The 25,412-nt window shown below is 56.7% G+C and carries 20 protein-coding genes; 13 read left to right on the plus strand and 7 right to left on the minus strand.

Going from position 1 to position 25,412, the window contains the following annotated elements; all coding sequences use genetic code 11:
• Positions 1–2 precede the first annotated feature (2 nt).
• Entirely contained in the window at positions 3–680 is a 678-nt protein-coding gene (locus MTX78_RS12815; RefSeq protein WP_243794694.1) for a hypothetical protein, read from the minus strand.
• A 170-nt stretch (positions 681–850) separates the two neighbouring features.
• Here MTX78_RS12815 and MTX78_RS12820 point away from each other — a divergent pair, with 170 nt between their 5' ends.
• The 3 genes from MTX78_RS12820 (at position 851) to MTX78_RS12830 (ending at position 5,123) form a co-directional block, all read left to right on the plus strand.
• Positions 851–2,119 (plus strand): TCR/Tet family MFS transporter, encoded by a 1,269-nt coding sequence (locus tag MTX78_RS12820; RefSeq protein ID WP_243794696.1) that lies wholly within the window; start codon positions 851–853, stop codon positions 2,117–2,119.
• Positions 2,120–2,324: 205 nt separating this feature from the next.
• The gene (locus MTX78_RS12825; RefSeq protein WP_243794698.1) at positions 2,325–2,792 is read left to right on the plus strand and encodes a (2Fe-2S)-binding protein; all 468 of its coding nucleotides are present in this window, start codon (positions 2,325–2,327) and stop codon (positions 2,790–2,792) included.
• Between the two features lie 120 nt (positions 2,793–2,912).
• Positions 2,913–5,123, plus strand: coding sequence for a xanthine dehydrogenase family protein molybdopterin-binding subunit (locus MTX78_RS12830; protein ID WP_243794701.1), 2,211 nt, complete (start codon positions 2,913–2,915; stop codon positions 5,121–5,123).
• Positions 5,124–5,201: 78 nt separating this feature from the next.
• Here MTX78_RS12830 and MTX78_RS12835 read toward each other — a convergent pair whose 3' ends face one another.
• On the minus strand, positions 5,202–5,705 hold the full coding sequence (locus tag MTX78_RS12835; RefSeq protein ID WP_243794703.1) for a vitamin K epoxide reductase family protein: 504 nt from the start codon (positions 5,703–5,705) through the stop codon (positions 5,202–5,204).
• A gap of 88 nt (positions 5,706–5,793) precedes the next feature.
• A complete protein-coding gene (locus MTX78_RS12840) occupies positions 5,794–6,552 on the minus strand; it encodes a YwqG family protein (RefSeq protein WP_243794705.1) in 759 nt (252 codons plus the stop codon).
• A gap of 89 nt (positions 6,553–6,641) precedes the next feature.
• On the opposite strand from MTX78_RS12840, the gene MTX78_RS12845 reads away from it, so the two are divergent.
• Together MTX78_RS12845 and MTX78_RS12850 are read left to right on the plus strand one after the other, a co-directional pair.
• Positions 6,642–9,683, plus strand: a complete 3,042-nt coding sequence (locus tag MTX78_RS12845) for a PD-(D/E)XK nuclease family protein (RefSeq protein WP_243794708.1) — start codon at positions 6,642–6,644, stop codon at positions 9,681–9,683.
• 98 nt (positions 9,684–9,781) lie between these two features.
• Positions 9,782–10,216 carry a nucleoside deaminase gene (locus tag MTX78_RS12850; RefSeq protein ID WP_243802880.1) on the plus strand — a complete coding sequence of 145 codons (435 nt, stop codon included), beginning with the start codon at positions 9,782–9,784 and terminating at the stop codon, positions 10,214–10,216.
• 90 nt (positions 10,217–10,306) lie between these two features.
• Here the strand turns inward: MTX78_RS12850 and MTX78_RS12855 are convergent, their stop codons facing one another.
• Positions 10,307–11,359, minus strand: a complete 1,053-nt coding sequence (locus MTX78_RS12855) for a LacI family DNA-binding transcriptional regulator (protein ID WP_243794714.1) — start codon at positions 11,357–11,359, stop codon at positions 10,307–10,309.
• A 216-nt stretch (positions 11,360–11,575) separates the two neighbouring features.
• Between MTX78_RS12855 and MTX78_RS12860 the strand changes: the two genes are divergently transcribed.
• The 4 genes from MTX78_RS12860 (at position 11,576) to MTX78_RS12875 (ending at position 15,159) form a co-directional block, all read left to right on the plus strand.
• Positions 11,576–11,881 (plus strand): hypothetical protein, encoded by a 306-nt coding sequence (locus tag MTX78_RS12860; RefSeq protein ID WP_243794722.1) that lies wholly within the window; start codon positions 11,576–11,578, stop codon positions 11,879–11,881.
• Positions 11,878–12,246, plus strand: coding sequence for a hypothetical protein (locus MTX78_RS12865; protein ID WP_243794724.1), 369 nt, complete (start codon positions 11,878–11,880; stop codon positions 12,244–12,246). Before MTX78_RS12860 ends, MTX78_RS12865 begins: the two co-directional genes overlap by 4 nt.
• A 112-nt stretch (positions 12,247–12,358) precedes the next feature.
• A complete protein-coding gene (locus MTX78_RS12870; protein WP_243794727.1) occupies positions 12,359–13,186 on the plus strand; it encodes a mechanosensitive ion channel family protein in 828 nt (275 codons plus the stop codon).
• A gap of 194 nt (positions 13,187–13,380) precedes the next feature.
• A complete protein-coding gene (locus MTX78_RS12875) occupies positions 13,381–15,159 on the plus strand; it encodes a chloride channel protein (RefSeq protein WP_243794729.1) in 1,779 nt (592 codons plus the stop codon).
• Between the two features lie 75 nt (positions 15,160–15,234).
• Here MTX78_RS12875 and MTX78_RS12880 read toward each other — a convergent pair whose 3' ends face one another.
• A complete protein-coding gene (locus tag MTX78_RS12880; RefSeq protein ID WP_243794731.1) occupies positions 15,235–16,425 on the minus strand; it encodes a cation:proton antiporter in 1,191 nt (396 codons plus the stop codon).
• 308 nt (positions 16,426–16,733) lie between these two features.
• Here MTX78_RS12880 and MTX78_RS12885 point away from each other — a divergent pair, with 308 nt between their 5' ends.
• The gene (locus tag MTX78_RS12885) at positions 16,734–17,957 is read left to right on the plus strand and encodes a TIGR03862 family flavoprotein (protein WP_243794733.1); all 1,224 of its coding nucleotides are present in this window, start codon (positions 16,734–16,736) and stop codon (positions 17,955–17,957) included.
• 472 nt (positions 17,958–18,429) lie between these two features.
• Positions 18,430–19,815, plus strand: a complete 1,386-nt coding sequence (locus tag MTX78_RS12890; RefSeq protein ID WP_243794735.1) for an OmpA family protein — start codon at positions 18,430–18,432, stop codon at positions 19,813–19,815.
• 168 nt (positions 19,816–19,983) lie between these two features.
• Here MTX78_RS12890 and MTX78_RS12895 read toward each other — a convergent pair whose 3' ends face one another.
• Entirely contained in the window at positions 19,984–21,738 is a 1,755-nt protein-coding gene (locus MTX78_RS12895; RefSeq protein WP_243794743.1) for a glycoside hydrolase family 9 protein, read from the minus strand.
• A 468-nt stretch (positions 21,739–22,206) separates the two neighbouring features.
• On the opposite strand from MTX78_RS12895, the gene MTX78_RS12900 reads away from it, so the two are divergent.
• The gene (locus MTX78_RS12900; RefSeq protein ID WP_243794745.1) at positions 22,207–23,262 is read left to right on the plus strand and encodes a LacI family DNA-binding transcriptional regulator; all 1,056 of its coding nucleotides are present in this window, start codon (positions 22,207–22,209) and stop codon (positions 23,260–23,262) included.
• Between the two features lie 152 nt (positions 23,263–23,414).
• Here MTX78_RS12900 and MTX78_RS12905 read toward each other — a convergent pair whose 3' ends face one another.
• Positions 23,415–23,675 (minus strand): hypothetical protein, encoded by a 261-nt coding sequence (locus tag MTX78_RS12905; RefSeq protein WP_243794747.1) that lies wholly within the window; start codon positions 23,673–23,675, stop codon positions 23,415–23,417.
• A gap of 203 nt (positions 23,676–23,878) precedes the next feature.
• Between MTX78_RS12905 and MTX78_RS12910 the strand changes: the two genes are divergently transcribed.
• Positions 23,879–25,363 carry a DNA integrity scanning protein DisA nucleotide-binding domain protein gene (locus MTX78_RS12910; RefSeq protein ID WP_243794748.1) on the plus strand — a complete coding sequence of 495 codons (1,485 nt, stop codon included), beginning with the start codon at positions 23,879–23,881 and terminating at the stop codon, positions 25,361–25,363.
• Positions 25,364–25,412: the final 49 nt, after the last annotated feature.

Consider the following 25,412-nt stretch of genomic DNA (forward strand, 5'->3'; position numbering starts at 1 on the left):
CTTTACTTGAGGGCTTTGAACATGCCTTGTCCAGTGGTAGCATAATGCCATTGCAGCTTTACCACGCCATTGGTAGGTACGGCTGGAGACAGTGAATCGCGTAGGGCCAGGGCAGCGGAGGAGTCCGACAACTCCCCCCGAAGCACATCCGTCATCTTATAGTACACGCTGTCAGTGGTGACCTTCGTGACCTGCACCAGCCCGTAACTGCGGCCGTCGTCGTTTGCTTGGAACCTGTAAAGGGCGCCTACGGCTACTTGCTCGTCGCGAAAGCCGTTTTCGGCGGTACCGGTGGAAACGGCAGTACTCGCGGCCGTAGCCGACTTCTTGGAGCTCGTACGCGACGCTGTTTTGCCCACAACGATGATAAATACAATAGCCGCTCCAAGGAGCATCAGCAGGATAAAGTTGGTAAGCGGCGTGCGCGCTTGCGCTTGAATGGCTCGCACGGGAGCTTGATAAGCAACCGGCATTTCGCGGGTTGTTAGTGTTTGCTTGCAGTGCGCACACACCGTTACGCTGGTTTTTCCTATCGGGAAAGCAGGAATCCAAAACAGATGAACGTAGCGCGAAAAGACGGTGCTGGTGAGGGAATCTGTTGTACCACAGTGCACACAAGCTAGGCCAGGTAGTGGTACGGTAGCGACGCGCGTATTACCGGTTCCGAAAAAGAACAACATAGTGAGTGGTATAAAGCTGGTCCCGCTTCAAGAGAGCGGGTTTAATAACTAGTGAAGAATCTTGCCTCTAATGAGCAGCTAAATAGTCAAATATTTTGGAAGCACCATCGTAGGCGCAACCTGTTGCACTCAAGCCGGTACCTTTACGGGCCCCAAGCTCTTCCCTACTCATGCTAGAAACTCAAACTGCCTCGGCTCGCAAGCCGGCGCTGATTTTTATCTTTATCACGCTGCTACTCGACGTCATTGGGTTCGGTATAATTATACCGGTGTTGCCTAAGCTAATCACGCACCTCACGGGGGAGCCGCTGAGTGCCGCCGCCCGCTACGGAGGTTGGATGGGCTTTGCTTTTGCCGGTATGCAGTTTCTGTTTTCACCCGTGCTGGGCAACCTCTCCGACCAATATGGGCGGCGGCCGGTGCTGCTCTTCGCCTTGTTCGGCTTTGGCCTCGATTACTTGTTTCTAGCCTTTGCACCCACCATTGAATGGCTGTTTGTGGGGCGCATGATTGCGGGCCTCACGGGGGCCAGTTTCACTACGGCAGGCGCCTATATTGCGGATATCAGCACACCCGAAAACCGAGCCAAGAACTTTGGGTTGATTGGCGCCGCGTTTGGGCTGGGCTTCATTATCGGACCAGTACTTGGAGGAAAGCTTGTGGGCTTTGGCGCGCAGGTACCCTTTTTGGTGGCAGCGGGACTTACTTTTCTAAACTGGCTATACGGACTTTTTGTGTTACCTGAGTCGCTGGCCAAGGAGAATCGTCGTCCCTTCAAATGGTCAAGAGCCAACCCGATTGGCTCGCTTAGGCTTTTGCGCCGAAACCCAGTAATTCTAGCACTAGTGGGTTCGTTGGTGTTAATCTATATAGCTGGCCATGCTACACAAACTACCTGGACTTACTATACTATGTATAAATTCCATTGGAATGAAAGTCGAGTTGGCGATTCTTTAGGGGTGATTGGTGCTTTGACGGCGTTGGTACAGGGTGTGCTGATTCGCTACCTCAACCCCAAGTTGGGCGCAATTCGGTCTGTACTTTTGGGCCTAGGTTTCTATGCCGTGGGCTTTCTGTTGTTTGCGTTTGCCCCAACGGGCTGGCTGATGTTTGCCTTTCTTGTGCCATACTGCCTGGGGGGTATTGCGGGGCCCGCTTTGCAAGGCATTATGTCGGGGCAAGTGCCACCTAACGAGCAAGGAGAATTGCAGGGTGCCCTCACGAGTTTAGTCAGCCTCACAGCCATTGTGGGCCCGCCCCTAATGACCAATTTATTTTCTTATTTCACTAGCTCACAAGCACCTATTCATTTTCCGGGTGCTCCTTTCTTGACTGGGGCCGTACTCACCGTGGGTAGCCTGCTGTTGGCCATGCGCTCCTTGAGCAACTATAAGGCGCCACCCTCAGCCGTAGCCGCTACGCCCACCGAGCAGGTATAAGCACGACCCGCTTCGCTTCTGTATGTGCACCGGAGAAGCATGCTACGGGTTTCCCCTTCCACGTTGGCACGTTGCCTCTACTATGCATACCACAGCGCACGCAGACTAGGGCTTGAAACGATGGATGCTCTACGGCCAGCTACGCAAAGGCTTTGCGCTCTGGTGTTCGCGCATCCTTTTAGCTGGACTGCCAGTATCTGCTAGCATGGATGCTGACTTGACCTTACTGGTAAACGGAAAGCAGCACACGCTGCGCCTCGACCCTGCCACCCCTTTGCTGTACGTTCTACGCAACGACCTGGGCCTCAACGGCCCGAAGTTCGGTTGTGGCTTGCAGCAGTGCGGTTCCTGCATGGTGCTCCTCAACGATATTGCGTGGCCGAGCTGTCAGCTGCCAGTAGACCAAGTAACGGGGGGCGTGGCCATCACCACCCTCGAAGGCTTGACGCAACCCGACGGTTCTCTACACCCCGTACAGGCCGCTTTTGTGCAGGAACAGGCTGCCCAGTGTGGGTACTGCCTGAACGGCATGGTGATTTCGGCGGTGTCGTTGCTGAAGCAGTACCCGAAGCCCGACGAAGCAGCTATTCGCAACGGACTGTTCCGGGTGCTGTGCCGGTGCAGCGTGCAGGCTCGCGCCATCCGAGCGGTGCAACGAGCGGCGGCAATGTAAAGCCTGGCGCGGGTTCAACCAACCGCTGCCATTGGCGGCAGAAAACCACACGATTATCCTTATCAGATTTATTTTCAGCCACCTCCTCTTGTAAAGCCGGAGCTAAGCGCTACATCGGTTATGTCTGACTCCACTGCTGCCGCTTCCCGTCGCAACTTCCTCAAAACCACTGGCTGCCTAAGTGTTGGCTTTCTACTGTTTCAAGCCAACCCGCTGGCCGCAACCACGGCGCCCAGCCCAGAGCTGCCGGACAGCCTGAAAAATAATCCGCGCATCAATGCGTGGCTGGAAGTGCTGGCCGATGGTCGAGTACGGGTGCTAACGGGCAAAATCGAAATTGGACAAGGCATCCGAACGGCGGTGGCACAGATAGCCGCCGAAGAGTTGGATATGCCGTTGGAACGCGTGGAAGTGATGCTAGCAGAAACCGGCCGGACCCCTGATGAACGCTACACCTCCGGCAGCGCCTCCATCGAGCAAAGCGCCATGTCAGTGCGTTATGCTGCCGCCGCCGCTCGGCAGAAACTATTGGTGCTAGCGGCCGCTCAGCTTAGAATCCGGCCAAGCCAGCTTACGCTACGCGAGGGCGCCGTACGTACCCCTGACGGACGCCAAGTTACGTTCGCGCAACTACTTGGTGGGCAACAATTTCAAGACGAAGTGCGGTTACCTGTTCGCCTCAAGCCTAAAGCCGACTACCGGTATGTAGGCCGCCCCGTTCTGCGCGAAGACATCGAGCACATGGTGCGGGCCGAGTCGTATTACGTGCAGGATTTGCGGTTTCCGGGCATGGTGCACGCTCGTATCTTGCGCCCGCCGAGCTACGAGGGCAAACTGATTGCCTTCGATTCGAAAGCCTTGCAGAAAGCGGTGCCCGGCGTGTTGCAAGTGGTTGTAGATGGCAGCTTTGTGGGAGTACTGGCTGAGCGAGAGTACGATGCCAAGCTAGCACAGGACTTTGGACAGCTGCACGCCCAATGGTCGGGGGGCCGCGTGCTGCCCGTCGACAAGCCACTGGCCGAGCATTTCCGGAGCCTGCCCGCCATCAACAAACGCACCACCGACAAAGGCGACTTCACCAATGCCACTGGCCCCGCCACACTGCGCGCCAGCTATTTCAAGCCCTATCTCATGCACGGGTCCATCGGCCCGAGTTGTGCTGTAGCCTTGTTTGACAAAGGGATGCTGCACGTCTGGACCCACAGCCAGGGCGTGTATCCGCTACGCGATTCGCTGGCCAAGCTCCTGAACTTGCCACCCGCCCATGTCCATGTAAAAGGCGTGCCCGGCTCAGGATGCTACGGCCACAATGGCGCCGACGATGTGGCTGCTGACGCGGCCTTGCTGGCGCGCGCCGTGCCAGGCCGCCACATACGGGTGCAATGGAGCCGCGACAACGAGCATGCGTGGGAACCTTATGGTAGCGCCATGCTGCTAGATATGGAAGCTCGCCTCGACCCTAAAACCGGGCGTGTTACCCACTGGAAGCATGAGCTATGGTCGGATACGCACAGTTCCCGGCCGGGCGGCTCGCCCGAAAAGCTACTAGCCGCGCAATACCTCGCCAACCCGCATCTGCCCCAGCCCGAAGACGATGTGAGTGGCGGCATTTACCGCAACTCCGACCCGTACTATACTTTCCCGGCCGTGCAGGTCGAGACGCATTACGTGCAGGGGCCGCTACGGGTGTCGGCGTTGCGAAGTTTGGGGGCTTTCGGCAACGTCTTCGCTTTGGAATGCTTCATGGAAGAGTTGGCCGTGAAAGCCAACCAGGATTCCTACGAGTTTCGGCTGCGCCACTTAGATGATGAGCGTGCCAGAGCCGTACTCCACAAGGTGCGCGACATGGTGCGCACCGAAAAGCTGGCACCACGCGAGGGCTTGGGGGTGGCCTTTGCCCGGTATAAGAACGAGGCGGCTTACTGCGCTGTGGTAGCCAAAGTAACGGTAGCCCCCGAAGTCGATGGCTCTACTGTGCGAGTCCTGAAAATCTGGTCGGCCATTGACGCCGGTGAGGTCATCAACCCCGACGGCCTAAAGAACCAAACCGAAGGAGGGCTCATTCAGGCCGCTAGCTGGACGCTCAACGAGGAAGTGCTTTTCAATGCCCAGCAGGTCACAACTCGCCAATGGGAGCAGTACCCCATCTTCCGTTTCGACGAAGTGCCGCTGGTGGAAGTGGCCGTGCTGGACCGCCCCAACGAACCGCCCCTGGGCGCAGGTGAAGCGGCTCAGGGCCCTACCGCCGCGGCCCTTGCCAACGCGGTGTTTCACGCCTGCGGCAAACGCATTCGGCAACTTCCCATTCGGCCAGAGAAACTGCTGGCTTAGTTTACTATCTGAACCTAAACTAGCGGCCTAATTTCCTTTCCTCGGTTGAAAAAGGAAACTAGGCCGCTACCGGTTCGATTACTCTTTGCCCAACAGGTTCTTGAAGCCTTTCACGGCTTCCGGCACTGCCAACGCAAGAGAGGCGACAGACGCTACGGTAGCCACTTGGCAATAGAAACAGAGGGCCTTATTGTCCTTCCACTCTTCCTGCCCAAGCTTCACGGTCGTGAGGGTATCAAACAAAGTTTTGAGGCCCATAGCTACGGGCAGAGCAGGCTGCTGCGAAGCGCGGTGCAGGCCACCGGCACCGGCCAGACAGGCAGTGAGGCCGTACGTAACCATCATGGGCAGTGCGTCGGGGGTATCGAGGCGCTTGTAGGCGTAGTCGGAGGCGTCTACTTTGTCGGAGTCGAAGGGGCCAACGGGTGGGTCGGGTAGATGCTTGATGATGCCGGTTTGGTAGAGGCTCACGATTTGGCCGGCCGCCACCCCAAGGATGGAAAGGCCGATTATCCAGCGGCGGCGGGTAAGGTCGGCGCTTTTGCCGTTGCGGAGTTCGTAGCTAAGTTCAGTAGGATTCATGAAAGCCGTTTTTGCGGTGGAGTACTGCAAAAGGGTACGGCAATGGTTGCTGTCGAGTTAAGGAGGAGCTTTCCGTCAGCAACAAGTTTTAGCAACAGTCCCAGTAGAAATACGCTTCCTTGAAACGGCCATCTTTTAAGGCTTGTTCATTGATAAAGAAATGTGCTATTCCTGCGTCTCCGAACATAATTTTCTTGTCTACATCAATTTGCAATAACTGCACGTCAATGCCCGATTGTGAATCGTTTTCCCGTGGGTCGTCTTGAGTGAAGGATGCATAACCACCCAGCTTATGGCCATTGCTACTCAAGAAACCATAGAAAATATCCTGCTCAACTTTTGTTAGCGTATCAACAAACTCATGGCTATCTAAGCCATTGAAGTTCGCCCCGAACCGGCAATCCTGGGTAGCTCCGTATTCAAATGTTTTCTCGAATATCAGCTTATGCTCGCATGCAATAGGGCTATCCTTATAATGCGTTGGGAGCAGAAAGCTATAATCCGTGCGAATCTCGGTTTGTAGCTGGTCGAAACTTATGTATAGTACCCGCGCATAGTCTGTATATCCCCAATCGTGGGCCGGCATATAGAACTGCAGTAGCCCGTCCTTAGGTAATAAATCGTTGGTAGGTAATTCACTGAGATTGATTTGAGCCAATAACAGTAGGGGCTTGCCGTTTGGCTCAGTTGGGTATTGTGCTGCAAATGGCAAATAAGGAAGCCCTCCAAAGTTGCTGGCAATGGAAACGCACAGGTCAGTTTTCAATGGCTTAGCCATGATTTTAATACTCTCTAGCTTATACTGTTCCAGCTGCGTGGCGAAAGGCGCTAGGAAATCAGGAATCATGGCGATGATAGTTTGGTTAGTTTAAAGAGTCGGCAACAAGATAAGTTCACCACCGCCACGGGCGTATCTTTCGCTGCTCATCTGTTGCTATGAATCAGCCCGCCGTATCCCTCCTGCCCACCCCTGTCACCGCTACCAACTCTTTCCTCTCGCAGGCCGCGCACGACTTGGTGAGCCGGTATTCGCCCGAGGAGCTGTCGGATTTGGTGGTGGTAGTACCGACGCGGCGGGCGGTGGTGTACTTGAAGAACGAGCTGGCTATGGCTACCAGCGCCGGTGAGGCGCTATGGAGCCCCCGCGTGGCGGCCATGGAAGACTATATGGTGGAGTTGGCCGGCGTACAAGTAGAAGAACCTATTGCGCTGCAGCTGCTGCTTTTCGACATCCTAAAAGGCATCGATGCTGACCTGGATTTCGACCGGTTTGTGGGGTGGTCGGGGCTGCTGTTGCAGGATTTCTCTAACCTCGACCAGAATCTGGCCCCCGCCAACAAAGTGTTTGAGTACCTCTCGCAGGCCAAGGCCCTGGAGCGGTGGGAGTTGAGTGATGCGCCTTCGCCGCAGTCGATAACGGGAGCGTATTTCAAGTTCTGGGACGACCTCACGAAAGTGTACCACCGCTTGCGCCGCCGAATGTTGGAGGAGCGCGTCGCGTATCCGGGCTTGGCGTACCGCCTGGCCTCCGAACGCGTAGCCGAGCAGGTGAAGAACGGCACCACGCCCGCCAAACACGTGTTTCTGGGCCTCGGGTACCTCTCGAAAGCCGAGTTCACGCTGATTGACGTGCTGTACCGCGCCGGCCGGGCCGAGGTACGCTTTGATGCCGACCTGTTTTACCTCGACTTTGACTCGCCGAACCGCGCCGGGCAGCACCTGAAAAATTACCTAAAACGCTGGGCTCCGCCGGAGTTCGGCGACTTTGGCGCCCCCACTGACTTGTTGCGCAGCCTGCCGCGGCACGTCCGCTTCGTGGGTGTAGCCAATGCCAGCATGCAAGGCAAAGTAGCCGGGCAGCTGCTGGCCGAAGCCCGCACCCAGTACCCCAGCCAAACCGTAGCGGTAGTGCTGCCCGACGAAACGTTGTTGCTGCCCGTCCTGCACGGCCTCCCTCCCGACGCCGTACCCGACTACAACGTGACTATGGGCCTCAGCTTCCAGAGCACGCCCCTGTTCAACCTCGTAGATTTACTGTTCGAGGTGCATCTGACGGGCATTCGGGAAGGCACTGCCGAAACCGGGTACGGCGTACCCCGATACCACCATCTGGCCGTCAACAAGCTGCTGAGCCACCCGTTTCTGCGCCGCTACCAGCAGTGGCTCGACAAGCAGCCCAACAAGAAATATCACGGACTGCTCGACGGCGTGTGCCGCGAAATTGTGAAGCGCAATGCCGTGTTGCTGCCCGCCACCGAACTACTGGAAATCGGTAAGCACCACCCGCTGATTGAGGCGCTGTTCCGAACCTGGGACACCTGCGACGATATTATAGAGGCTTGCTACGTACTGATTGATTTGTTGAAACAGGTGTACACCGAGCAGCATTCCGCCATTGAGGCCGAGTACTTGTACCTGTTTTTCACCTTGGTAAAACGGCTGGACTCGGTGTTCGACTGCCGGGAGCAGCGCTTGTCGGTGCGCTCGTTCCGGCGGTTTCTGTACGAGCAGATGGGCCGCACCCGCCTACCCTTCTCGGGCGAGCCAATTGCGGATGTGCAGGTAATGGGTCTGCTGGAAACCCGTGCCCTCGACTTCGACCACATCATCCTGCTGAGCTGCAACGAAAACGTGCTGCCGGCCCCCAAACGTCACACCTCGCTGTTCCCCTACGACGTGCTGACCGAGTTCCGCATGCCCACCTACGCCGACCACGAAGCCGCTACGTCCTACCAGTTTTGGCGCCTGCTCCAGCGGGCTCGCCGCGTAGATCTGGTACACGTGCTGCCCGGTGCTGAAGGGACTCGTACCGGCGAGCGAAGCCGGTTTTTGCTGCAATTACAGAACGACCTGGTGCCGCAGAACCCAGGGTTGGTGCTCGACGACCTGACGGCGGTTACCGTGCCGGACTATTCTGGTCTTGGCGCGCCAGAAACCGGTGCGTTTCAGAGACAAGCAGCTAGGCAGCCGCCGCATGACGTACTGGTTGGCGTGGAAGAAATGGCGCACGAAGTGATGGGCGACTTGGTGCTGGAAAAGGATTTGGGGATGCTGGCCGCGCTGCGCGAAGTGCTGATGAAGGGCCTCTCGCCCACTGGGTTGAACGAATACCTGAATTGCTCCCTGAAGTTCTACTTCAACCGCATTGCCCGCTTCCGCGAAACCGACGAAGTGGAAGAAGCCCTCGGTGTGGATGGGTTCGGGACGGTGGTGCACGAGGTGCTGGAGGAACTGCTGGCGCCGTTTCAGCGCAACAAGCGGCCACTCACCGCAGCGGCCATTCCAGACCTGCTGCATGCCACTCCGGCGCTGGTAGCCAAAGCCTTGCGCAAAGAAGAAGACGAGCGCCATGCCCGCGCCGACGAAGGGCTCAACCACGTGTTAGGGCAGGTTGCCAACCAGCTGATACGCCGTTATTTCGAAAGCCTGCTTGCCCAGCCCAACGCCCTACCTCTCCAGATCCAAAGCATCGAGGAAGCGCTGCAAGCCACCATTTATGTAGCCTTGCCAAGCGGCGAGAAGCTCCCCGTCAGCCTCATCGGTTTCGCCGACCGGGTCGATCAGCTTCCCGACGGCCGCCTGCGGGTAGTCGATTACAAAACGGGCCTTGTGCATGCGCACGAGCTGAAACTGCAAAAGCGCAACGAAACACCCGCCGAAGCCGCGGAGCGCTTAATTCGTGACGATACCTCGGCGGCAGACAAGGTGCGACAGCTGTGGCTGTATCGGTTTATGCTAGAGCAAGGCGGGCGCCCGGCCGCCGATGCGGCTATCATTTCGCTTCGCAATATTCCAGCTGGCCCAATGTCAGCTGATATGTCGTTTCTGACGGCTGACGGCCAGTCGTTTATGGCGCGTAGCGAAGAATTACTGGGTCAGCTGGTCAACCGTATCCTAGACCCCACGGAGCTCATCCGCAAAACCGACGATCTGGAAAAGTGCCAGTACTGCCCCTACCACGGTATTTGTGCCAGATAAGTATTAATAGTTAAGACTTGCTTGTTGGTCACCCAATCAGCAAAACTCCCAACTATCAACAACAAACAACCAACCATTCAACAATCAACAACCCCAACATGGACGAATTCATGCAGGCCGCCATCGACGAGGCACGCCAAGGACGCAAAGAAGGCGGCATCCCGATCGGCTCGGTTCTGATGCGCAACAATGAAATCGTGAGCCGCGGCCACAACAAGCGCGTGCAGAAACTGGACCCCATTGCCCACGGCGAAATGGACGCGCTACGCAACGCGGGCCGGCAGCGCACGTACCGCGACACCGTGCTTTACACCACGCTCATGCCCTGCTACATGTGCGCCGGCACAATTGTGCAGTTCAAAATTCCCAAGGTGGTGGTAGGTGAAGCGCGCACCTTCGGCGAATCCAAAGAGTTTTTGGAAAGCCACGGGGTGGAAGTTGTGATTCTGGACTCGCAAGAGTGCGTGGACATGATGCAGGAATTCATCGAAGCCGAGCCCACGCTCTGGAACGAGGACATTATGGAACTGTAGTAGCGCACCGCTGCTTGGGTGGGCCGTACGCTCGGAATAGCACCCCTAAGAACTGTCGGCCCAAGCAGCACCGGCTTCGGAGCCTTGACCTTAGGACGCGGAGTTATCCGGCTGGCGCAGCGAAGACTCCCGAACTAATAACTTGGGCTTCAGCACAATGTTGTGCTGCACAGGCGGCTGTTCCGGATCGTCCGCTATCAGCTCAAGTAGAAGACGGACGGCAGTGCGGCCCATCAGCTCGCAGTGCTGGTCGACGCTGGTAATGCTCGGATCGGTGAAGGACGTGAACTGCTCGTTGCTGAACCCCACCAAAGCTACGTCTTGGGGTACCCGGATGTGGGCGTGCTTGAGCACTTGCAAGGCTCCTACTGCGGCCACATCAATAGAAGAAAACACGGCATCGGGCGGTTGGGGCAACGCCAGCAACTTCTGCATGCCTTGAATACCTCCTTCCAAGCTCATTTCGCATAATACGGTCAGTTCCTCGTCGGTAGGCAAGCCGTGGGCCCGCAAGGCATCTAAATAGCCGCGGTGCCGGTTGCGGTGGATGTTGAGGTGCAGGCCGCCGGTGAAATGGGCAATACGGGTGCACCCTTGCGCCACAAGGTGCTCTACTACTTCGTAGGCGCCTTGGTAGTCGTCTAGTACTACGGCGCCCACGCTTTTGCCTTCGATACCTTCTATGCTCCGGTCGAAAAAAACCAAGGGCACCGTATTATTCCGCAACGTCTCGAAATGCCCGAAACTTTTGGTGGACTTGGATACCGAAACGAGAATTCCTTCCACTTGCGCGTTCAGCAGCAGTTCGATGTTTTTTCGCTCTTGCACTTCGTCTTCATTGGACTGAAAGATCATCACGTTGAAGCCCGACAGGTTGGCTTCGGTGGCAATACCGTGCACCACTTGCGGAAAGAAATTGCCAATAATATGGGGCACTAGCACACCCAGCATTTTGCTACGGCCCCGGCGCAGGCCTGCCGCCAACTGGTTGGGCTGGTAGTTTAAAGCGGCCGCTAAATCCCGTACCCGAGCTTTAGTGGCCTCACTAACATCTTCATGGTCGGCGAGGGCGCGGGAGATGGTGGAGGGCGACAAATTCAGCTGCTTGGCTAGATCTGTGATGGATGCCCGACGATTTGCCATAGTTTTTTGTTGCTATACTACCTACTGTTGCAACGGAGCCGCCAAGAGCGACGACTAAGACTACATATTTTTTCAAACACCCGGTAACTACCGGAATTGCAAACAGCAAGCAAAGTAGCATTGTCTGCGTGAAGTCTGCTGCCAGCTTTGCCGTATAAGTGCAAACTAGCTTTTTCTTACATAGTACGCGCTTCGCGCCTTTTTATACTTATTTGCATGGAACAACAGCCGCTTACTGCTTCCAAAAAATGCCCGCACTGCGGCTTTTGGAGCCAATGGCAGCAACGGGCCGACGACCGGTGTGAGCGGTGTGGGCTTTATCTGGACGCTCCTCGCATGCGCAGTGAGCAGGAGCGCGAAGCCTTGGCCAACGAGCCACTACCTGCCTTCATGCGCATCGAAATCAAGTCCACTGATGGGCCGGTGCTGCGCTTCTTCAAGCATATCATTCGGGGTGGGCAGCTGGCTTTTGGGGCGCTGGTGTCGTTTCTGCTGTGGCTGGTTGCCCTGGCGGCCGGATGAAGTGGCCGCTGGAATTCCGCCATCCGCTGTTTGTGGCTATGGCTGGGCTCTACGCGCTGTTTTTTTACAATCGTCGGTGGGGGCACTGGGAGTTGCCGGCTGTCCTCAACGCGCATCTGGCCGATGTACTCGCCTTGCCGCTGCTCCTAACGGTAGCCCTTTGGTTTATGCGCCGCCTGTACTTTCGGCAACCCGCTTTCGTGCTACCTTTCTCTTGGGTGGCAAGCACTTGGCTCCTGCTAGCAGTGTGCTTTGAAGGGGTGCTACCCTTACTGAAGCCAGCTGCCACTGCTGACCCGCTGGACGTGGTGGCCTATGCTGTGGGTGGGCTGGTTTTCTGGCGGTGGCTGAACCACCCAGCTTAAGTGGAGTGCTTGGGTACCTGAACCTATTGCTTTCTTTTCCGCGTAGAACCAGGGTCTTTGCCCCTGCTGGCGTTCTTGTTAGGGGGTCTGTTGATTCACTACAACCCGTTTCATGATTCACGATTTGCAAGAGGTGCTGGTCACCTATTGGCAGCAGTTTCTATTTGTACTTCCGAAGCTGTTGTTGGCGCTGGTTCTTCTTAGTGTAGCCATTTTCATTTCCAACCGCGTCAGCCAAGTACTGGGCACTCGGTTGCGCAGCCGCTCCCACGATCCGCTGTTGGCCGACTTCCTGACCGGCATCAGCCGGTGGGTGCTGTGGCTGCTCGGATTGCTGCTGGCTATGGAGGTAATAGGTCTATCGGGCGTTGTGACCGGGATGCTGAGCGCGGCAGGCTTGTCGGCCTTTGTAGTTGGTTTTGCCTTCAAAGACATAGCCGAAAACTTTCTGGCGGGTGTTATTCTGGCGTTCAACCGGCCTTTCCACCTCAACGACACGGTGCAGATTCGGGACCAGCTCGGGCACGTAGAAACCCTAAACCTGCGGACCACCGTCATTCGCACCTTCGACGGCAAGCACGTTTTTCTGCCTAATTCCATCGTGCTCAAAGAGCCGCTCATCAACTTCACCCGTAACGGCGACCTGCGGCAAGATTTCCTGATAACCATCAACTACGGCCCTGAGGGCAACTACGAGCAGGTGCGGGACCAGGTGCTGGCCTTCGTGCGAATGCAGCCCGACATTCACCTCGACGAACAGCGCGCCCCCTACGTGGTCTTGGAGAAATCAACGGACACCACCGCCGACATGCGCCTCTATTTCTGGTCGTCGTCGGAGGAATACCGCCGAGGTGCGCTTGAAACCAAGAGTGAGCTGATGCAGAAAGTCAAGAACCTGCTGCTCGAAAGAGGCTACGCCACCCCGAACGTGGCGCAGTAAGACGGTAAGCTCGCCGGATGCAGTGCCAGTGAGTCGGATGGTTGAGTTGCTCATTCAGCGCCCCTAGCGCTTAATTCACCGTTTCCTGGTCTTGCGGGTTCGGCATCTCACTACTTTTTTCAGTATCATGCGTTGAGAGTAGACAAACCAGCCACTGGTTTCGCTTGGCTGGTTTCCATTATTGCCCCGTGGCTATGCCCAAAAATTTTGTTCATCGGCTGCTCAGCCCTTTGTTGCTTTGGCGGTTGCGCCACGTCAATAATCGGGTATACCTGATTCTGGTGAGCGTGATAGTAGGGCTGATGGCCGGGCTGACCGCTGTGTTGCTCAAGAACTCGGTTCGCCATTCGCAGGAGTTTTTGTATTCCTGGGTGCCCGAGGAAAAGAGGGTTTTTGCGCTTTTCCTCTACCCTATTATCGGCATTGCATTGTCGGTGCTTTTCACGCGCTACTTTCTGGATGGCAACCTCAGCCGGGGTCTGGGCCCTATCATCTACAATATTGCCCGGCAAGGCAGCATCGTGCCGCGCAGCAAGCTGTATTCGCAGTTTGTCACGTCGTTCATCACCGTCACGTTCGGGGGGTCAGCCGGATTGGAAGCCCCTATTTCGGTAACCGGGGCGGCGCAGGGCTCCAACCTAGCCCGGATTCTGCGCGTTGGGCCGCGCGAACGGCGCTTGCTGGTTGGCTGTGGCGCGGCGGCTGGCGTGGCGGCCATCTTCAACTCGCCCATAGCCGGGGTGCTGTTTGCAGTGGAAGTGGTGCTGGGCGAGCTGTCGGCACCTTTTTTCATTCCGCTGCTTATCTCGGCGGCAACGGCCACGGTGGTGTCCAAGGCGTTGTTTGCGGGTCAGCCATTCGTGCTCATCACCACCAACTGGCCCGTCGATGCAATTCCGTTCTACATCATGCTGGGCTTGTGTACGGCCCTGCTTTCGGTGTACATGATCAGGGTGTACTTCGCCGCCGACAAGTTCTTCGAGCGGTGGCCGGGTGCTTTCCGCAAGGTGATGATTGGAGGCTTGGCCTTGGGCGTACTGGTGTTTCTGTTTCCACCGCTTTACGGCGAAGGCTACAACATTGTGCAGCAGCTGCTTGCCGGTCAAGGCCAGGAACTGGTCAACGGTTCCATCTTCGCCGTGTACCGCGACGAAAACGTGTGGATTCTGCTGGCTGTAGCCACGGCCAGCATGCTGCTTAAGGTGTTTGCCACCACCATCACGGTAGGGGCCGGCGGCAATGGTGGTATGTTTGGCTCTTCGTTGTTTGCAGGGGCGCTGCTTGGTTTCGTATTTGCGCGTTTGCTCAACCTGGGCGGATTCACTTCGGTGCCGGAAGTACACTTTATTGTGCTGGGTATGGCAGGGGTGCTGGCTGGCGTGGTGCATGCTCCACTTACCGCCATCTTCTTGATTGCCGAAATTACGGGGGGATATGCGCTCTTCGTGCCGCTGATGGTGGTTACGAGCAGCTCGTATGTGATTACCCGCTACTTCGAGCCCTATTCGGTGTACACGCGCAAACTGGTGCAGCGCGGGGTATATGTGCACAAAGACCGCGACCGGGGGCTGCTGGCCCAAATGGACGTGCTGCACCTAGTCCAGACTGATTTTGTGGCCGTGCACCCCAACGATACGCTAGGGGACTTGGTCCAAACGTTCCGCCATGCCAGCCGCAACCTGTTTCCAGTGGTTGACCAGGACGGGCAACTGGTGGGGGTTGTCACGCTCGACACCGTACGCGACGCCCTCTTCGACGACGCCCACTACGGCACCACCCGCGTCCGCGACCTGATGACCGACCCGCCCGCCACCGTCAACCCCGACGATTCGTTGCTGGATACCTTGCGGTGCATGGAGCAGCTCGGCGTGCCAGCCCTACCCGTCGTCGACCATGGCCACTATGTAGGCTTCCTGCTTAAGTCAACCATTCTGGCCGGCTACCGCAAGCAATTGCTCAAGGAAACTGAATAGCGGTACGGGTAGCACAAGCCGCTGAGCGTTTTAGCACTCGCCGGCCGCACTACAACGAGTGTTGTACTTCCTTTGCTAGTACTCACCTAGCTCTGGCTCCTTGCTGGCTAATTGCAAGCCAACCATCATGAGAAGTCCTGTAAGGAGGATGACGAGGAAGAGGATATTTTCGCCGACTTCGCCAATGTGGTGCTTAGCCGGAATGCTATAGTAAAGCAACACCGTAATAAGGCCCTTAGGCGCAATAAACAGCTCGGGTATCATATCGGTGTGGGCAATGTAGCGCAGGTAGAGGTAGCGAATGACGGTAAGTACCCCCACGATGAGCACCCCTTGCAGCAGCAACGTGCCACTGATAAGGCTGCTAAGCGTGATGCTAAACCCGAACAGCAAGAAGAAAAACGTCCGAATCAGGAAAGCCGATTCGGCGGTAATGCTTTTAAGTGGAAGTAGCTCGGCGGCCAGCTGTTCGGGGTGCAGCCAGCGGTGCAAACGGGGCCCGCGCAGGATCAAGTCGGCGTTGTTGACGGCCAAGCCGAACACCAGCACCAACACCAACGATGACAGATGTAGCTGCTTCGACAAGCTGTAGAGCAGCACTAGGAAGGCCAGGATCAGGAAGAATTTGACGTGTAACCGGATACGGCCAAGCAGAAACGCCAAAGCTGCCGTGCTCAGCACCGCCACAATCAGCACGGCCACCACATCGAGCGAGAAGGTAACGAGGGAGATACCTTGCGCAAAGTTGTCTTGCAAGGCAAAGTTGAAGAGCATGATGCCGAGGATATCGGAAAAGGTGCTTTCATACACGATAAACTCTTGCTTTTCGCCCATCAGGTTGGCTACGCTGGGAATAGCAATGGCCGAACTGATAACCGACAGCGGCACGGCGTTCACCAAGCACGTTTGAAACGGGAGGCCCACATATAGCTGCAGCAGCAGCGCAATAGCCACCGACTGCACCAGCAAAATAAGGGCGGCGGCCATAAAAGAGCGGCGAATGAGCGGTGCTTTGTCGCGGGTGAGTTTGAGGTCGAGGGCACCTTCAAGCACAATCATAATCAACCCGATAATGCCGAAGATTTCCAGCACTACCGTTGGGATGTCGAGCGCGAAGTTGAAGTAGTCGGCGGCCTGGCGTAACGCAATGCCAGTGAGCAGCAGCATCAGTACCGAGGGCACCCGAGTAGCCCGCGCTACCACATCAAACAGATACGACAGAATGACGGCGACACTCAGCCCAATAAGAATAGAGTAGGAACTCATGCAAGAAAAGCAACCAGCTACTGCCAGTGTGATGGACAGCTCTTATACGGCTCCCTACGGCAGTACGTCGGAAAGCGGAGCTCTTATCCGCATTACTCTAGTCTAAATGTCTTATAGACAAGATTTTATCAAGGAGCACCAGCAGCTATACGCCTCCATGAGCCTAGTGTAAGTTGCTAGTTAAGCGCTCTACCGCATGTTCGGGTGGAAGTTGCTGTCGGGTGATTGATTGAGCGGCCTTTCGAGAGGGCCGCGGGTCTTTGTTGTACTTTGCGCCTTTCTAAGCTAGTTGTTAGAAGGTTGCTTTCATGTCTTCGTCTTCATTAGTTGCTATTATTGGGGGTGGACCTGCCGGGTTGCTGGCGGCACAACGCCTGGCCGCGGCCGGCCACCAAGTAGCTGTGTATGAGGCACAAGCTACCGTAGGACGCAAGTTTCTGGTGGCTGGCCATGGGGGCTTCAACCTTACCAATGCCGAAGAGTTAGCTCCTTTCCAGACCCGCTATGGGCCGCAACAGACGGCGTTCAACTCCTTCCTCCAGCACTTCTCTCCCTCCGACCTGCGCCAATGGGCCACTGAGTTAGGTATTGCCACGTTTGTTGGCACTAGCGGCCGAGTATTCCCGCTCAAAGTTCACAAACCAGCCGACTTGCTTCGGGCCTGGGTGGACCGACTACGGGCGCTAGGCGTCAGCCTCTATACCCGCCACCGCTGGCTGGGCTTTGCAGGGGCGAGCGGCCTACGTATGCGCAACGAAGCCACCGGGGAAGACTACGAAATTCAACCCGCTGCCACACTTTTGGCTCTGGGTGGAGCCAGTTGGAGCAAGACCGGCTCCGATGGTCGCTGGGTGTCGGCCCTCGAAGAAATAGGTGTTCAGTGCGTGCCATTTGCGGCCAGCAACTGCGGCGCGGAAGTGGCCTGGTCAGCGTTTTTTCAAACGAAAGTGGGTCGAGCACCGCTGAAAAACATAGCCTTACGCTGTGGCCCGCAACGCGTCCGGGGCGAGGTGCTGCTCACTGAATACGGCCTAGAAGGTACGCCCGTATATGCCCTCACCCCCGCTTTGCGCGCTGCCTTGGCCGTTGGCACGCCCGCCCTGCTGCACCTCGACCTGAAGCCAGACCTCACAGATGAGCAGCTTCTAAGTAAGCTGCAAAAACGCAGTGGCCGTTCTCTGCCCGATTTTCTGCGCCAGCATCTCCGCTTGGGTCCGCCCGTTCCTACGTTGTTGCGCGAAGTCGCTCCCCTGGAAGCTACGGCTTCTCCGGAAGCAGTAGCTTATCTGCTACGGCATGTGCCTCTTCCGGTTCGGGCGCTACGCCCCCTCGATGAGGCCATCAGCACGGCTGGAGGGGTTGCCTGGACAGAGCTAGATGCGCAGTTAATGCTAGCACGTCGGCCGGGCACTTTCGTAGCGGGTGAAATGCTAGACTGGGAAGCTCCCACTGGTGGTTATCTGCTGCAAGGCTGTTTTAGTACGGGCGCCTGGGCTGCGCAGGGAGTGGCGCACTGGTTGCGGCAACAGTAGCATGGGTAGCGCATAGCAGCGTGTAGCCTCTTCTTCCAGCCTCGGGGATCTAGCTGCTTGGCTGTGTACACCTTACGTGGTTTACAACAAGACATCTGCTGTATCCTGCGGTAGCTCTAGCGTGGCGCGGCTCGCAAGGACGGTATATAATTATTCTTATACCAACTCAGCTATTAGAATATTAGTAAGAAATTATTTTTTTCCTATGAGTGCATACCACACTCATAATACAATTATTTGTTATTATATTTCTAAAAAATTAGCTCTCTGCCTTACGCAACCTATTCTTTATGCCCCAAGCATGTACCCTTCCCTGCAACCGCACTTGCGCTTTTATCCTTGTTTCGTGCTCCACGCTGGTAGCGTCCCGTTGATAGTTACCTCTACTTCCCTGCTGCCAGCGCTTGCTTAAGCCAAGCCCGACTACTAAAACTTCCCCTCCTTTTGGTTTGAAGCTAACAATTAAGGATAAATGAAAACGAATGTTGTTGAAGCGGTAAAATTTTGTTTTACCGGTAAGCTCATCACTCAGATTAGCCTCTCGGTTGATGAGAACGAGAAACGAGTTGAAAAAGCACTGGAGAAAGCCATTCCGCTGGTTCTAGAAAGCCTCATGCTTCGGGCCGAACGGGCGGGTGGCCCCACCGCTCTGTTGAATATGGCATGTGAAGCCTACGCCGCCGATCTGCTTCACCACTTGCCTCACCTAGCCACCACTGCGTGGTACACCACCAGCGCAGGGTTGATGCAGGGGCTAGCCGGCGACGGTTACGACAGCCTGATTAACCGCATTGCCATTGTATCCGGCGTTCGGCCTACGGCCGGCGAAGGGTTACTGCTGATTGCCGCCGCCGCCGTGCTGAGCGTATTGGGCAGGTATGCAACCGAAAACGAGCTTTCACCCACAGAATTTGTGAACTGGTTTAAAGCCCAAAAGGTGGAGGTTGCTATGGCCCTTTTCCCCGATATGAACCGTCAACCAGATTCGTTGACCGACAGCCTGGAAGGAGCGCATCACCTTTCTGCACTCAGACGCCCCACCGCTGTTGTTCAACGCCCTGGGCTTTCGGCGGAGCACGGTACCTGGGCCCCAGTAGGCGGAGGCTCTATCTTCACGCCCCAGCCCGAAACCACTGCCCCTGCTGCTCCCGCTGCTTCCAGCACCACCGGTTTCCGCTGGCAATGGTCGTTGCTGTTGCTTTTTGCGGTGTGCCTGGGCTACTATTTCGGCCATGAGCGCCTTACCACAATTCCTGGTACCGTATCCGCCTTCGCCGACTCACCCGGTGCCAACCCTACTGCCGTAGTCAATGCCACCGAGGCCGGGGCCACCACTACCCCGCTGGGCACCTACGACCGGGACCGGGACATGTACATCTATGATACTGGTCAACCCATCGTCCTGACCCTCGCCAATGGTAGCAGCCAGAAAGTAGGCGCCAACTCCACCGAGAACCGGCTCTATACTTTCCTGTCGGACCCTTCCTTCCAAGTGGACTCCGTCAACCGGACAAAAGGCTGGATCAACTTCGACCGTGTGTACTTCGACGCCGGCAAAGCCACGCTCACCTCGGAATCGGAACAGCAGCTGCACAATATAGCGGAGGTGCTCAAGACGTTTCCGGAAGCCACTGTGAAGCTGGGCGGCTACACCGACAACACAGGCCTTGATACCAAGAATCTAGTACTCAGCGAGGAGCGCGCCAAAACAGCTGCACTGGCACTGGTGAAGAAGGGCATTCCGTTTCACCGCTTGCAGTTCAAGGGCTACGGTTCCAAGTATTTCGTTGCCACCAACGAAACGCCAGAAGGCCGCGCGCTCAACCGGCGCATTAGCATCCGGGTAGTTAAAAAGTAATCCGCTGCTGCAAGCATCCTCCTGTTCTGGCAGGGCACTAGAGCTGGTTTATCATTTAAAAAAGCGCCTCCCCAATTCGTTATTGGGGAGGCGCTTTTCTATTCGGGCGGATAGAGCCTTCTTGAATCTGCTTCCTATTCGAGTTTACTGCTGCACCAGGTACCCCACCTAGAACTTCCCTTGCAGGGCTTCCATAGCCCCCGTCAGGTACACTAAAGGCGCGTTCCAGTTGATGGCAATTTCGTTGGAGGCGTACGAGCATACATCGTCGGTGTAGGACAGAGCGGCGGCTTGAAACGGGTACTGGCACTTGTCTTGTCGGCCAGGATTAGGCCCTCCTACCAAAAAGCCCGGTAAGGGTGCCAGCACCTTGTCGCCCTCAGATAACCGGTGATGCGGGTGTTGTGGGGTCTTGGCGCCATACCCCGTCACGAAGGAAAGCCCGAGAGCATTGCGGCCTAGCAGATAATCGAGGTTGGTGAGGGCGTACTTTAAATACTTCGGGTTGCCGCTGATCTGGTAGGCCTGAACAAGCGCAATGCCCTGGTTGCCAGCGGTGGAATTGCTGCCCCACGTGAAGTCACCGACGCTTTTGCCCATTACGGTCTGGTAGGCTCGGGTGTCGCTGCCCGCTGCCAGGGTTTCGGCCAGGGCTACAATTTCCTTTTTCGCCTTGGCTACCTCCTTTGCCGCCTTTGCTGGGAGCTTGGTGCCGAAGCGAGCCAACGTATAGTAGCTAAGGGCCTGCACCTGATTCCAACCAGGCAGCGGCAACTTCCCCTCGGGCAGCAGCTGAATAGATGGGTGATATGTCTCGTTTTTGGTGGTGGCGTACAGCTCGGTTGCGGCCCAGCTCCACTCGTCTTGCACGTTTTGGTCGCCATAGGTGCCGGTAGCAATGGCCGGTTGGAATTGCTTGTTCAACTCGTCTTGCTGATAATAGACGGCCGGATGTTTCTTGGCCCACTCCCAGGCGCGGGTAGATGCCTGCAAACACGAGTCGGCTAGACCTGGCAATTGGCCGCTGAATGGGCGAAACACGCGGCTGGCCTGGGCACATACGGCCGCGAAGTCGAGGGCGGCCGCAGTGCTTTTTTGCACCACGTAGCGGGGCGTTTGGCATTCGGTGGGCATCACCATGCCATCGAAGCTGGCATTGGTGAGCTTGTGGTACACACCCCCATCGTTCGGATCCTGCATGGTGAGCATCCACCGCAGATTCCACAATGACTCGTCGAGCACATCCGGAATCGGGTTGCTGCTTTCCGGAATCTGCGCGTTCAGCTGCTTGCCGTAGGCCGGAAAGTCTTCGTAGAGAGATAATAGAGTGGCCATCGTAATGCCGGAATTCACGATGTACTTGTTGTAGTCACCGGCATCGTACCAGCCCCGCGACGACGCAATACTGGTACCGGCCGGGCGCTGCGCACTAGCTGCCGAGGGGTGCACCAGCACGTGGTTGTCGGGGTGGCCAGCGGGCCGGTTCCACACCCCGGCATACGTGGCGGGCAGCGGCGTGGAAGCGCGTTGGTAATAGTAGCTTTTCAGTGCTGCCGCCGCCAGCGGCCCATACACCTGCGGCTTTATTTGAAAGGAATGCGAATATCCTATTGCCGGAATCCATAACACGTAGGTTCCGGCAGCAGTCAGGCCAGAGAAATCAGCCGTCCGTACCTCTTGTTCCGACAGCTCCGCATGGCGCTGCTCACCTAGGTTGCCAGTGAAAACTGTGGTAGATCGGTCGGGGGTGGTGACGTAAAATTTCCCGGCTGCTGCGCCCGTCACAGCTGCTACTTTCGGGGCCCCCGGGTAAAACCCTAGTTGGTTGAGCTTGATACTTTCTGTCAGTTGCTGCGCTTGAAGGGAAATAGCCGTTGCCAAGAGGAAGCTCGTAAACAGGACGGGTTTCAACACAGGGAGCATAGATTGAAGTTGCTAATTGAATGCAGAAGTGCGTATTTGCTTGCTTGGAAGAAGCCCGACAGTGGATGTGCTGGGCCCCAACAACCCGTAGTTGTTGCTGGGCAACCGTTTGACTCGAGCAGGCTAATAACGCGGATGCAAATAAAAAAGCCGCTTCACATGGCATTTTTAGTGCGAGAGAGAAACTGCAAGCAGCCTCCCGCAGGAAGTGACGTATTTCAGTGGCAAACCAAAACATCCGGTTAGTTATGAAGTTGCACCCCCGAAACCAACCCGCACCCGTCCTATAACCCGTTCACCCCACACCTCTTTTGTTGATAGGGCAGTGTTCCACTAACTAATTAGGAACCACTGCCTTCCCTAGCAGATGCTGGCTCGCATGGCTTATTGAAGCTGCCAGACAAGGAAACCTGCTGTTTTCGGATTGACACCCCGAGCATCTGCTTTACTGTTTATTTCGCTCATCACATGCCCAATATAAAACCAACATCCATTGCTGACTTGGCCCAGCAATTAGGTATTTCCCCTTCCACTGTATCACGGGCACTAGCCGACCACAGCGGCATCAGCGAGGCCACCAAGGACCGGGTACGGCAACTGGCGCAGCAACTTAACTACCGCCCCAACCAGTTGGCCGCGGCCCTACGCAAAGGCCATAGCAAAACCCTGGGGGTAGTGGTACCACACATCAGAGGCTACTTCTTTCCGGCCGTCATGAACGGCATCGAGAAAGTAGCGAGCCGGGCGGGCTTCAATGTCATGATGTGCCAGTCCAACGAAGAGCTGCGCCGGGAGCAACAGAACATTGATACGCTGTTGGCAGCTCAGGTAGAGGGTATTCTGATTTCACTTTCGGCCACCACCCACGACCAGATGCAGCACTTCGAGCAAGTCCGGCAGCAGGGTACTCCGCTGGTTTTCTTTGACCGGATGGCTGACCTAGCGGGCAGTTCCGCCGTGGTGCTCGACGATTTCCAGGGAGCTTACCGGGCCGTGACGCACTTGATTGAGCAGGGGTGTACTCGCATTGCGCACTTAGCGGGTCCGCAGCACCTTAACACCAGCCGCAACCGCTACCTAGGCTACGCCGAAGCGCTCCGGGCCCACGGCTTGCCGCTGGACGAGCAGGCGGTATACAACTTGCCCGAGCTGACCCACGACGCTGGTCGTGACGCTATGGAACACCTACTGACGCTGGAAACTCCTCTCGACGGCGTGTTTGCGGCGTATGCCATTCCAACGGTTGGAGCGCTGGAAGTGCTCCACGAACGAGAAGTACGCGTGCCGCAAGACGTGGCTATTGCTTGCTTCAGCAACGAGCCGTTCACCAACATGACCCACCCCCGACTAACTGTAGTCGACCAGCGGGCCGAGCAAATGGGCGAAACTGCGGTTCGCTTGCTGTTGCAATTGCTTAAGCGCGGACCGAGCTACTCGCCCCCACCGTTGGTACTCAAGCCCGAGCTGATTGTCCGGGCCTCGTCGCTGCACCACGCTGAGCCCGCCTCCCTGCCGAAACGGTAATAAAGCAATTGGCCCGCTATGGGTGCGCATGGGCAGGTGCTAACCACCTATCCATGTGCCTCTATAGCGAGCCGTTCAGTGAAGGATGGGTTTGCAGTCAGACGCACTATGCAGTGCGTATTGCAAACTAATTGCGAGTTATAGGCAGTACTTTATTGTCTTACTTCAGCAGCCTCAGCGGCGGCCAAAATTTCCTTGGCTTCATCGAGCAATCGTTCGCCCTGGTTGAGGTGGCGGCGCGCAATCATGGCGAACAGCAGCAGGAACGAGACAATCGGGAACAGCCAGCCGAGCGCGAACCACAACCAGTAGGAGCGGCCGTAACTGGCAGCGCAGTAGGCTGTAAGCAGCGGCAGCACCGAATAGGCGCACAGAAAACCGAGTCCGGATACTAGGAGGTAAACAGGAGGCATAGCGGCAGCATCTATACGTTCTAAGGTACGCTTTCCGGTGGCTTATTGCAAGCTAAGCGGCCAGTTTTCCTATCCTGTATAACTTGTAAAACGCAAGAAGGTTAAGTGAATTTGGCCGAAATCTTGCCGGGCAGCGGTCTATCTTCGTTGGCTTTTTTTCGTACTTGTTGCCAACGCCTCTTTCGTTTCTTTCTGCTCTGCCCTTGCCCACTCTCCAACTCCCCTCCATGTGGGACCACCAAAGCTTGTTTCGTGTCTCGGCTCAGTTGTTTGCTGATGGCATTTTCAACCTGCTCGACCGGAACCTGAAGCCTGAAGTATTCCTGTTAGGTTTGGCTTCGGCCCGCGAAACCGACGAGCCCCAGGCGGTAGTAGTAGAGCCCGCTACGTTGCGCTACACCCCCGCCGATTTCGCAGGAGTGAAGGCCTTAGCGGCCGATCTGGAACCCGACGGTCCTAGGGACGTGGTGTATCACCTGCACCCCGACGACCACGACCGATACGAAAAGCTCCGCTGGTATGCCTTGTTGCAACAGGCTACCCAGCAGACTCTGACCGAGCTAACCGCAACCCGCACCGAGGAACGCATCAGTTTCTGCTCGGTGCCCATTAGTATGTATGGCTACCTGGTGGTTATCGTGCTGCAGCTCTCCCGCGAAACCTACGAAGCCTATTACACTCTTCCGGTGCTGAGCACCGGCAACCGGCCCACTTCCTTGGTGAATGCCACGGTGCAGGAATTTCTGCAAGATTGCAGCCGCGCTCTGCGCGAGTCCGGCACCGATGACGATCGGCCCGTTCTGGACCGCGACTACAACGAAGTGCTACGCGCGGCGGGCCGCAGCTTTATGTTGCGCGTAGCCGCTGGCACCCACGGGCTGTACGACGCCTGCAACGGGGTAGCTGCCCTCCGCCACGAGGGCGACGAAGGCATCGGCACCATGCTCGTCGCGCGGCGGCATCACCCGGCTATTGTGTCGGTGCTTACGTTGGATAGCCCTATTCCGCTGCGCGACCACCGCCGCGTACGGAAGTTACTGGAACTAAGCGAAGACCGGACCGCCTTGGTTTCTGATGCCACCGATGTATTCGGGCTCGGCTACCTCGTGGCCCCCGACGACCAAGCCTACGAGCCTATTTTCACGGTGCATTTCACTCGGCACTACAGCTGGGAGCTAACGCACGACAACCAGCTGATGATGAAGGTAGTATCGAACACGCCCCGCCTACCGCAGGGCCGCGTCGATGCTACCAATTTCGCTCGGGCCGTGCAGCGCGTGTTTCCTTATCTGGATGAGGCAGCCATCGGGTATCTCTGGGAACTAACCCAACGAGCCACCTCGCAGCCTACCGGCACCATTCTGGTAGTGTCGGAAGGAGCGGCCCAGGAGGCGGCACGACTTACACGGCAGTGCTTCCGGGTGGTACCGCGCCTCATGACGCCTTCTGTCCTGCGCCTGGTTACGAATATTGATGGGGCCGTACTCGTTGAGCCGAATGGCATCTGCCACGCCATCGGGGCCATTCTCGACGGCCTGGCCACCGAAAAAGGAGACTCTTCTCGCGGCTCCCGCTACAACTCAGCCTTGCGCTACGTGGAAAGCAGCCGCTACCCTTGCCTGGCCGTGGTAGTGAGCGAAGATGGCCTCATTGATTTGCTTCCCCCAATACACAGAAACGGTAAGTAGGAACAGAACAAATAGACGGGGCCTCTGCCGTGGTAGTAACATTACTACC

The sequence above is a fragment of the Hymenobacter tibetensis genome, assembly GCF_022827545.1.
GTDB classification, from domain to species: Bacteria; Bacteroidota; Bacteroidia; order Cytophagales; family Hymenobacteraceae; genus Hymenobacter; species Hymenobacter tibetensis.